Here is an 8,899-nt window from a genome sequence, read left to right as displayed (position 1 = left end):
GGTCGCGCCGAAGGCGATGAAAGCGCCGATCGAGGAGACATAGTTCCAGAAGGCGTAGGCATCCGGATAGTCCGGATAGCGGCGCGGCATACCGGCCAGCCCCAGGAAATGCTGCGGGAAGAAGGTGAGGTTGACGCCGATGAAGGTGAGCCAGAAATGCACATGGCCCGACCATTCCGGATGCTCGCGCCCGGTGATCTTGCTGATCCAGTAGTAATAGGCACCGAAGATCGAGAACACGGCACCCAGGCTCAGCACATAGTGGAAGTGGGCGACGACGTAATAAGTGTCATGGAGGCTCTGGTCGAGACCGCCATTGGCCAGCACCACGCCGGTCACACCACCCACGGTGAACAGGAAGATGAAGCCAAAGGCCCAGACCATCGGCGCCTTGAACTCGATCGAGCCGCCCCACATCGTGGCGATCCACGAGAAGATCTTCACACCGGTCGGAACCGCGATGACCATGGTGGCGGCGGTGAAATAGGCGCGCGTGTCGACATCGAGGCCCACCGTATACATGTGGTGCGCCCAGACGACGAAGCCGACGAAGCCGATCGCCACCATCGCGTAAGCCATGCCGAGATAGCCGAACACCGGCTTCTTTGAGAAGGTCGACACGATCTGGCTGATGATGCCGAAGCCCGGGAGAATGAGAATGTAGACTTCCGGATGGCCGAAGAACCAGAACAGGTGCTGGAACAGGATCGGATCGCCGCCCTGGTCAGGCTTGAAGAAGGCGGTGCCGAAATTGCGGTCGGTGAGCAGCATGGTGATGGCGCCGCCGAAGACGGGCAGCGACAGCAGCAGCAGGAAGGCTGTCACCAGCACCGACCAGACGAACAGCGGCATCCGGTGCAAGGTCATGCCCGGGGCGCGCATGTTGAAGATGGTGGTGATGAAGTTGATGGCGCCGAGGATCGAGGAGGCGCCGGCCAGATGCATCGAGAAGATGGCCATGTCGACCGCCATGCCCGGCTGACCCTCCGAGGAGAGCGGCGGATAGAGCGTCCAGCCGCCACCCACACCGCCATCGACGAAGGACGAGCCGACGAGGAGGGCGATCGAGGGGATGAGCAGCCAGAAGCTGATATTGTTCATGCGCGGGAACGCCATGTCGGGCGCGCCGATCATCAGCGGCACGAACCAGTTGCCGAACCCGCCAATGAGCGCCGGCATGACCGTGAAGAAGATCATCAGCAGCGCATGGGCCGTGATGAACACGTTCCAGCGCTGGCCGTCGACCTGGGCATCGGTGCCGAACACCTGGATGCCGGGTTCCATCAGCTCGGCGCGCATATACATGGAGAAGGCGCCGCCGATCAGCCCCGCGATGATCGCGAAGATAAGGTACATCGTGCCGATGTCCTTATGGTTCGTCGAAAACAGATAGCGGGTGATGCCGGTCGGGTGATGATCGTGATGGGCGTCGTGATGGGCAGTACTGACGGGGCTCATGGCTCTTGTCCTAACTCGTATTCCTGGCTCGGATTAGCTATGCGGGTTCAATTGGCCGGCTGGATCGCGATCGGCGCTGCGTCGGCGACATCGGTCGCATCGGCGGCATCGGTCGGAACCCCGTCTACCTTGGCAAATTTGGTCTGCGCTTCGGCCACCCAGGCATTGTACTCGGCCTCGGTCACGGCGCGGATCTTGATCGGCATATAGGCATGCGCCGTGCCGCACAGTTCCGAGCACTGGCCGTAGTAAAGACCCGGCTTGTCGGCATCGATGTTGAACCAGCTCTCGTTGACGCGGCCGGGGACCGCGTCGTGTTTGATGCCGAAGCTGGGCACGGTCCAGGCATGGATCACGTCGGTCGAGGTGATCTGGATGCGGATGTTCTTGCCGACCGGCACGACCACTTCATTGTCGGTTTCCAGCAGGCGCAGCTGGCCGGGCTTCAGATCCGCGGTCTGGATCATGTTGGCATCGAAGGTGAAGTTGCCATTGTCCGGATATTCATACGACCAGTACCACTGATGCCCGATGGCGCGGATGGTGAGGTCGGTCGGCGGCAGGTCGAGCTGCTTGTAGAGCAGCTTGAAGCTCGGGATCGAGATGACGATCAGGATCAGGATCGGAATGACCGTCCAGGCGACTTCAAGGCCGGTGTGATGCGTGGTCTTCGAGGGCACCGGGTTCTTCGACGCGCGGAAGCGGTACATGATCCACAGCAGCAACAGCATCACGAAGATGGTGATGACCGTGATGATCGGCATCAGCACCATGTTGTGGAAGAAATGGCTGTCCTCCGCGATCGAGGTCGCCGCGGTCTGCATGCCCAACTGCTTGGGCTGCGAGGCGCCGATTACCACATCCTGGGCCAACGCCGATCCGGCGCCTCCCAGCACAGTGGCACTCAGCAAAGCCGTGGCAAGGGCCGCCCGTGTGACGCCGGCATTCATGCGCTTGAGAAACATATCGGTCCCATCCGTTCTGGCTAGGGGATTGGGATAATAATCCTCGGACAAGGACCGGGACCCAACCACCCTGGCATGATCAAACTCGCGACGGCCTGTGCCCATCCTGGCGCCAAGCCTTCGCGCATCCCCTAAAGATTTCGTGCTCCGGAATCCATAGTCTTGGAAACACACCGAAAGCAGGCTGAAACTACACGGGACCTTGCGCTAGCTCAAGCTTTGCCAAGGCCTGGAAGGGGCCGGAGCGGCTCTAAACGCGTCCTGAACCCCCTCGGTACCCGCCCACGGCGCGAAACCGCAGACATTATGCGGCAATGTGCCGCAAGCGGCATGGTTAATATTCGTTAACACTCTGTGCGGCCCCGTGAATCCACCATCCGGTCGATTCCCGGCCTGTCGATTCTTTGCGGCTCCGGCCGTTCCTCGGGCATAATGAAGCCGAACATTGAACCAGCCCGACGAAACGCTTAAATCCCAGGCGGTTGGAGAGAGTCGGAACTTTTGGGCAACGCCATGCAATATCGCGGCAATCCGGGATTGACCCAGACTCAGCACCGCCCGGTACTGAGCGAACTGTCCGCGCGCTCGCGCGACATCTTCCGCACCATCGTCGAGACCTATGTCGAAACCGGCGAACCGGTGGGCTCGCGCACCCTCTCGCGCCGCCTCGGCCAGTTGACCGGCGGGCAATTGTCCCCGGCCACCATCCGCAACGTGATGGCGGACCTTGAGGAATTGGGCCTGCTGTTCGCCCCCCATACCTCTGCCGGCCGCCTGCCGACGGATCTCGGTCTCCGCCTCTTCGTCGATGGGCTGATGGAAACCGGTGGCCTCACCGAGGACGACCGCGCCTCGATCGACGTGCAATGCGCCGCCACCGGCCGTTCCCTGCCCGAAGTTCTCGACCAGGCGACCCTCATGCTCTCCGGCCTCTCGCGCTGCGCCGGCATGGTGGTGGCGCCAAAGACCGACCGACCCCTGAAGCATATCGAATTCGTGCATCTCGCCCCCGGCCGCGCCCTTGTGGTGATGGTGACCGAGGGCGGCATGGTCGAAAACCGCATCGTCGACGTGCCGCTCGGCCTCCCCACCTCGGCTTTGGTCGAGGCAACCAATTATCTGACCACGCGCCTTGCCGGCCGCACGCTGGGCATGGGCCGCGACCAGATCCTGACCGAACTCGAATCTGAACGCGCCCTCCTGGATCAACTGACCAAGCAGGTGGTCGAGGCGGGCCTTGCCTCCTGGGCCAAGGACGACAACAGCGGTGCGCTCATCGTGCGCGGCCAGGCCCATCTCCTCGACGATGTCACCGGCATCGGCGATCTCGAGCGCCTGCGCTCGCTCTTTGCCGCCCTTGAAACCAAGGAGCAGCTCCTTAAATTGGTCGAGGCGGCCGAGGTCGCCGACGGCGTGCAGATCTATATCGGCGCCGAGAACGATCTGTTCGGCCTCGCCGGCTGTTCCGCCGTGATCTCGCCCTATCGCGACAGCCAGCGCCGGCTGATTGGCGCCATCGGCGTGATCGGTCCCAGCCGCATTAATTATGCGCGGATTATTCCCATGGTGGATTATACCGCCAAGGTCATCAGCCGGATTCTCGGTTGAGCCGTCAAAGTTTAAGCAGTTTGATCAGGAGTTGGTTGTTGTGACGATGGGTTCTGAGGAAAAAGACGTTTTTGACAACATGCAGCGGCCGATCGACCAGGCCCCGCTTGATCAAAGGGGCGATGAGATCCCCGGGGGCCCGGTCGATCTTGCCGCCCTTCAGGCCGATTACCTCGCCATGAAGGACCAGCTCCTGCGCGCGGTGGCCGAGACCGAAAACACCCGCCGCCGCCTCACCCGCGAGCGCGACGAGACCGCGAAATACGCGGCCTCCAGCTTCGCCAAGGAAATGCTCGACGTCGCCGACAATCTGCACCGGGCGCTGGCCGCCATCCCGGCCGAGGCGGTCGCCAGGGACGAGGCGCTGAAATCGCTCTTCGACGGCGTCTCCGCGACCGAGCGCCAGCTGGACGCGGCCTTCACCCGCCAGCAGATCAAGCGCCTGTGGCCCGAAGGCGAGAAGTTCGACAGCAATCTCCATCAGGCCATGTTCGAGGTCCCCGGCACCGACCAGCCGAACGGCACGGTCGTCCAGGTGCTCCAGGCCGGTTACGTGATGCACGACCGCCTGCTGCGCCCGGCTCTGGTCGGCGTCGCCAAGAATGATCAAAAGGGGAGCGATCCGAAGCCCGCCGGCGATGCTTCCGGGCATGTGGACACGGTGGCGTAAGCGCAAGACAAGGGAGGCCGCGTCCCGGCCACCCGCTCCCCATGCACCCGCCCTCCAATCTCCCAGCTCCCAATCTCAAAGCCCCCAATCTCACAGCCCTGCGCCTGCTGCTCTCGACCGGTGTGCTGCTGGGGCTCTTTGCGCCCTTGGGGAAGGTCGCGCGGGAAAGCGGCATTTCGACCGCTGCCTGGTGCTTTGCCATTGCCGGCGGCGGTGCCCTGGTTCTCCTGGCGCTGCTGATCCTGCAACGCCGGCGCATTCCCCTCGATCTGCCGCATCTCCGGTACTATCTCGTGACGGCGCTGCTCGCCTACGTCATCCCCAATCTCATCATCTATGCCGCCATCCCGCATCTGGGTGCTGGCATGACCACGCTCTATTTCACCCTGTCGCCGATCATGACGCTCACCTTCTCCATCCTGCTCGGGACCCGGCGCCCGGGCTGGCTCGGCGTCGGCGGCATCGCCCTTGGCTGCGTGGGCGCCCTCATCGTCGTCTTCTCGAAGGGGCAGGTGGATCGCCCGGCCGATTTCACCTGGGCGCTGCTCGCCCTCGTCATTCCCCTGAGCCTGGCGGCCGGCAATGTCTACCGCACGATCGATTGGCCGCTTGATGGCGAACCGCTGGTGCTGGCCATGGGCAGCAACGCGGTGGCGGCCTTCTTCCTCATCATTGCTGCGGTGCTGTTCGATGGCACACTGCCCTTCGCGGCGCTCGCCACCACCCATCCCGGCCTGGTGCTGGCGCAGGTGGTGATCGCCGCCGCCATGTTCGCCTTGTTCTTCCGCCTGCAGGTGGTGGGTGGTCCGGTTTATCTCAGCCAGATCGGCTATGTGGCGGCAGCCACCAGCCTGTTCCTCGGCACGCTGCTGCTGGACGAGCGCTATGGTCTTGCTACCTGGATGGGTGGGCTCGTCATCGTCGCCGGCATTATCGCGACCACGTTTGACCGCGGCCCCAAATCGGCCTGAACCGAATGCAGGTTCGACAAGAACTCTGTCCCATTAAACGATTGGAAACCATTTTCCGACAAGGTCGGGTATCGCCGTATCAACGAGTTGCAGGTCTTGCTGCGCGCGTGGAGTCCAGGACGGCCCGGCAGGAAATTGGGATGCAGGCATGATTGAAGCGCAAACGCGGCGAACCGTTCGACCGACAGGTGTCGAATGTCCTTACCGCGAGGACGAACTCATCGTCAGCAAGACCGACCTCAAAGGTCGCATCACCTATGCCAACAGCGTGTTTCAGCGCCTCTCCAAATTCCCGCTCGAAGAACTGGTGGGTGCCCCGCACAGCATCATTCGCCATCCCGACATGCCGCGCTGCGTCTTCAAGCTGCTGTGGGACACGATCGAGGCGAAGGAGGAAATCTTCGCCTATGTGCTGAACATGGCCAAGGACGGCGATCACTATTGGGTCTTCGCCCATGTGACGCCCACTTTCGACGTCAACCAGAACATCATCGGCTATCATTCCAACCGCCGCAAACCTGACCTGGCGCAGATCGAGAAGGTGAAGCCGCTTTATGCCGCCTTGCTCGCCGAAGAGAACCGCCATGACAGCCGCAAGGACGGCATGCTGCGCGCCTACGACATGATGCTGAACCTGCTCCGCGACAAGGGACAAGATTATGACGAATTCATCTTCTCTATCTAAGGCGGGCGCGGCGCTCTGGCTGGCTCTCCTCGCCCTCGTCGCGGTCACCGCGCGCGGCCTGCTGATGGGGCCGGCTCTCGCCCCCTGGGATCGCATCGCCGAACTCGTCATCCTCAGCGGCGCGATCGGCTATGCGCTGTGGTCGCTGCGCCGGACGGCGCGACACATCAAGATCGCGGCCGATGTCTGCACCCAGGCGTTCCACGGCAATCTCGAGGCGCGCATCCCCGGCCGGCCCGACAAGGGCGATCTCGGCCGCATGCAGATCGCCATCAACGATATGCTCGACATCAGCGACGCCTTCGTGCGCGAAGCGACCGCGTCGGTCAAATATCTCAGCCGCGGCAAGCGCTTCCGCAAGGTGCTGGTGCGCGGCCTGCCCGGCGTCTTCAAAAGCGGTGCCGAGATGATCAACGCCAGCACCGCCACCATGGATGCCAAGGTGCGGGCCATGGCCCAGGTCGCCGCGGATTTCGGCAGCAGCATGGATGCGGTCGCCAAGACTCTGTCGGGTACCGCGGCCGATCTCGGGTCGGATGCGCAAAGCATGGCCGGCACCGCCAATGCGACCAGCCGCCAGGCGACCGCCGTGGCCGCGGCCTCGGCCCAGGCCTCCAGCAATGTGCAGACGGTGGCGAGTGCCGCCGAGGAACTCACGGCCTCGATCGCCGAGATCAGCCGCCAGGTCGGTGAATCGACCCGCATCACCGATCAGGCGGTGGCCGCGGCCGAACGCACCAATGTGCAGATTCGCGGCCTCGCCGAAGCCGGCCAGCGCATCGGCGACGTGACCAGGCTGATCAGCGAGATCGCCAGCCAGACCAATCTCCTCGCCTTGAATGCGACCATCGAAGCCGCCCGGGCCGGCGAATCCGGCAAGGGCTTCGCCGTGGTGGCGGGCGAGGTGAAGAGCCTTGCCAACCAGACGGCGCAGGCGACCGAGGAGATCAATGCCAAGATCTCCGAAATGCAGGACGCGACTCATGAATCGGTCGACGCCGTGCAGAAGATCAGCGAGACGATCCGCCTCATCAGCGAAATCTCGGCCGGCATCGCCACGGCGGTGGCCGAGCAGGGGGCCGCCACCCAGGAGATCGCCCGCAACGTGCAGCAGGCCTCGGCCGGCACCTCGGAAGTCTCCACCAATGTGGCCAGCATCAGCGAAGCGGCGAGCGGCACCGGCGACACCGCCGCCCGCATCAACGGCGCCTCGATCCGCATCGGCGGCGAAGTGGGCACGCTGCGCACCGAGGTCGAGAAATTCCTGGTCAGCATCCACGCGTCCTAGGGTGGACGGCGTCAAAAGAACTTTCCCCGGCGTTTTCTCCGACTTCTGCGCCGACCTATTCTCCGACTTTGCCGCGCGAATTTCTCCACCGGCCTTCTATCGCCGTGGCCGGGACCTGCTATAACCAGCCGCATAGCAGCAAGACTGGAACCCGGCATGACCGGCACCGAAACAGACACCACGCCGCGCGAACAATTGCTGGAAACACCCGATCTGTCCGGCGCCCTCGAAAGCGAGCGTTTCAAGCAGTTCCTCGATCACGTGCCCGTCGCCATCGCGGTGGCGACCCTTGAAAGACAAAAACTGATCACCTATGCCAATCTCGAATTCGAGCGCCTGACCGGGATGTCCGCGGTCGCGATGCAGGGCCGCCCCTGGACCGCCTTGCCTGGTGATGCCGCCGCCAAGGATGATGGTCGGGGCCTCAGCGACGCCATCAAGGGCGACGAGGATTTCATCGGCGTCTTCGAGATCATCCTGGCCGGCAAACCCATGATGGTGAATGCCTGGTCCAACATCATCGTGGACGATCATGGCACGCCGACCTTTCGCCTGGTCGCACTGGCCGAGGTCAAGGGCGCCGACCAGCCCGATCATGAAGAGCTCCAGCAGCGCCTCGCGGAAAAGGATGTCCTGCTCCTCGAACTGCAGCACCGGGTGAAGAATAATCTGCAGATGATCACGGCGCTCATCCGCCTGGAGGCGCGCAACATCCAGGATGACGGCACCGGCAAGAAGTTCGAGCGCCTCGCTGGCCGGGTGAACTCCCTGGCACTCCTCTATCGCTCGCTCTCCGACGACGGCAAGGGTGACAGCGTCGATCTCGGCATCTATCTCAGCCAGATCGCCTCAGCGGTGATGACCGCCCATGCGGTCGAAGGCATCCGCCTCGATCTCAAGGTTGACACCTGGCCGGTCTCGATCAACGTCGCCATGCCGGCCGGCCTCGTCGTCAACGAACTCCTCACCAACGCCCTGAAGCATGCCTTCACCGGGCGCGACGGCGGCACCATTACCTTGCATGCCCTGGTCGACGAGACGGGCTGCAAGGTCATCGTCGCCGATGACGGCATCGGCCTCGACGATGCGCAAAGCTGGCCCAAGCCCGGCAAGCTCAGCGCCCTCATCCTCCAATCGCTGCGCCAGAACGCCAAGGCCAGCGTCGACATTCTCTCCCTGCCCGGCAAGGGCCTCCGCGTCACTCTCTTCTTCGCCCGCGCGAGCGCCGCACCGGCGGACGCGTAGGCGTCGGTC

The 8,899-nt window shown here is 63.3% G+C and carries 8 protein-coding genes; 6 read left to right on the top strand and 2 right to left on the bottom strand.

The annotated features are described in order from the left end of the window. Together IPK59_22900 and coxB are read right to left on the bottom strand one after the other, a co-directional pair. On the bottom strand, positions 1–1,458 hold a 1,458-nt coding region (locus tag IPK59_22900), incomplete at its 3' end, for a cytochrome c oxidase subunit 1 (protein ID MBK8161478.1). 47 nt (positions 1,459–1,505) lie between these two features. Then, positions 1,506–2,408 carry a cytochrome c oxidase subunit II gene (coxB, locus tag IPK59_22895; protein MBK8161477.1) on the bottom strand — a complete coding sequence of 301 codons (903 nt, stop codon included), beginning with the start codon at positions 2,406–2,408 and terminating at the stop codon, positions 1,506–1,508. Positions 2,409–2,936: 528 nt separating this feature from the next. Here coxB and hrcA point away from each other — a divergent pair. The 6 genes from hrcA (at position 2,937) to IPK59_22865 (ending at position 8,890) form a co-directional block, all read left to right on the top strand. Beyond that, positions 2,937–4,031: a heat-inducible transcriptional repressor HrcA gene (hrcA, locus tag IPK59_22890; protein ID MBK8161476.1), complete on the top strand. Its 1,095-nt coding sequence runs from the start codon at positions 2,937–2,939 to the stop codon at positions 4,029–4,031. Positions 4,032–4,077: 46 nt separating this feature from the next. Further along, entirely contained in the window at positions 4,078–4,701 is a 624-nt protein-coding gene (gene grpE, locus IPK59_22885; GenBank protein ID MBK8161475.1) for a nucleotide exchange factor GrpE, read from the top strand. Between the two features lie 41 nt (positions 4,702–4,742). Further along, positions 4,743–5,672, top strand: a complete 930-nt coding sequence (locus IPK59_22880; protein ID MBK8161474.1) for a DMT family transporter — start codon at positions 4,743–4,745, stop codon at positions 5,670–5,672. Between the two features lie 148 nt (positions 5,673–5,820). After that, a complete protein-coding gene (locus IPK59_22875; protein MBK8161473.1) occupies positions 5,821–6,357 on the top strand; it encodes a PAS domain-containing protein in 537 nt (178 codons plus the stop codon). Further along, positions 6,332–7,645 (top strand): methyl-accepting chemotaxis protein, encoded by a 1,314-nt coding sequence (locus tag IPK59_22870; GenBank protein MBK8161472.1) that lies wholly within the window; start codon positions 6,332–6,334, stop codon positions 7,643–7,645. The genes IPK59_22875 and IPK59_22870 overlap by 26 nt, the downstream gene beginning before the upstream one ends. 156 nt (positions 7,646–7,801) lie before the next feature. Further along, positions 7,802–8,890, top strand: a complete 1,089-nt coding sequence (locus IPK59_22865; protein ID MBK8161471.1) for an ATP-binding protein — start codon at positions 7,802–7,804, stop codon at positions 8,888–8,890. The last annotated feature ends 9 nt before the right edge of the window (positions 8,891–8,899 follow it).

The organism is Rhodospirillaceae bacterium (assembly GCA_016712715.1).
Lineage (GTDB): Bacteria > Pseudomonadota > Alphaproteobacteria > Dongiales > Dongiaceae > Dongia.
Note: the sequence above shows the minus strand (reverse complement) of the source record. Positions and strands in the feature narration are given on the sequence as shown.

What these genes read in the sequence shown, in the direction of transcription:
- grpE (MBK8161475.1), top strand. Translation starts at nt 4,078, where the DNA reads ATGGGTTCTGAGGAAAAAGACGTTTTTGACAACATGCAGCGGCCGATC.
- IPK59_22880 (MBK8161474.1), top strand. Translation starts at nt 4,743, where the DNA reads ATGCACCCGCCCTCCAATCTCCCAGCTCCCAATCTCAAAGCCCCCAAT.
- IPK59_22875 (MBK8161473.1), top strand. Translation starts at nt 5,821, where the DNA reads ATGATTGAAGCGCAAACGCGGCGAACCGTTCGACCGACAGGTGTCGAA.
- IPK59_22870 (MBK8161472.1), top strand. Translation starts at nt 6,332, where the DNA reads ATGACGAATTCATCTTCTCTATCTAAGGCGGGCGCGGCGCTCTGGCTG.
- IPK59_22865 (MBK8161471.1), top strand. Translation starts at nt 7,802, where the DNA reads ATGACCGGCACCGAAACAGACACCACGCCGCGCGAACAATTGCTGGAA.
- hrcA (MBK8161476.1), top strand. Translation starts at nt 2,937, where the DNA reads ATGCAATATCGCGGCAATCCGGGATTGACCCAGACTCAGCACCGCCCG.
- coxB (MBK8161477.1), bottom strand. Translation starts at nt 2,408, where the DNA reads ATGAATGCCGGCGTCACACGGGCGGCCCTTGCCACGGCTTTGCTGAGT.